Consider the following 215-nt stretch of genomic DNA (forward strand, 5'->3'; position numbering starts at 1 on the left):
ATCAACAACGGCATTTTCGACGTTCCCCTGCAGCTTATTTAGCTAACCTGGAGCAGAAGGCTCTCCAGCTAGTTTTGCCGCCCTAGAAAAAAACAAACTTTGGTTGTGGACGGTCGTAAATACAAAACACCCAGGCATTCTCCAGTTCGTGGTAGGAGACCACTCTCTAGAGACGTTTAAGCCCTTGTGGCAGATTGTGATGGGTTGGGCTTGTT

The 215-nt window shown here is 47.9% G+C and carries 1 pseudogene; it reads left to right on the plus strand.

What is annotated here, in order from left to right:
* Positions 1-85: 85 nt before the first annotated feature.
* Positions 86-215: pseudogene (locus tag JUJ53_RS24565) on the plus strand (IS1 family transposase); the annotation flags it as partial.

Source organism: Leptolyngbya sp. CCY15150 (assembly GCF_016888135.1).
Classification (GTDB): domain Bacteria; phylum Cyanobacteriota; class Cyanobacteriia; order RECH01; family RECH01; genus RECH01.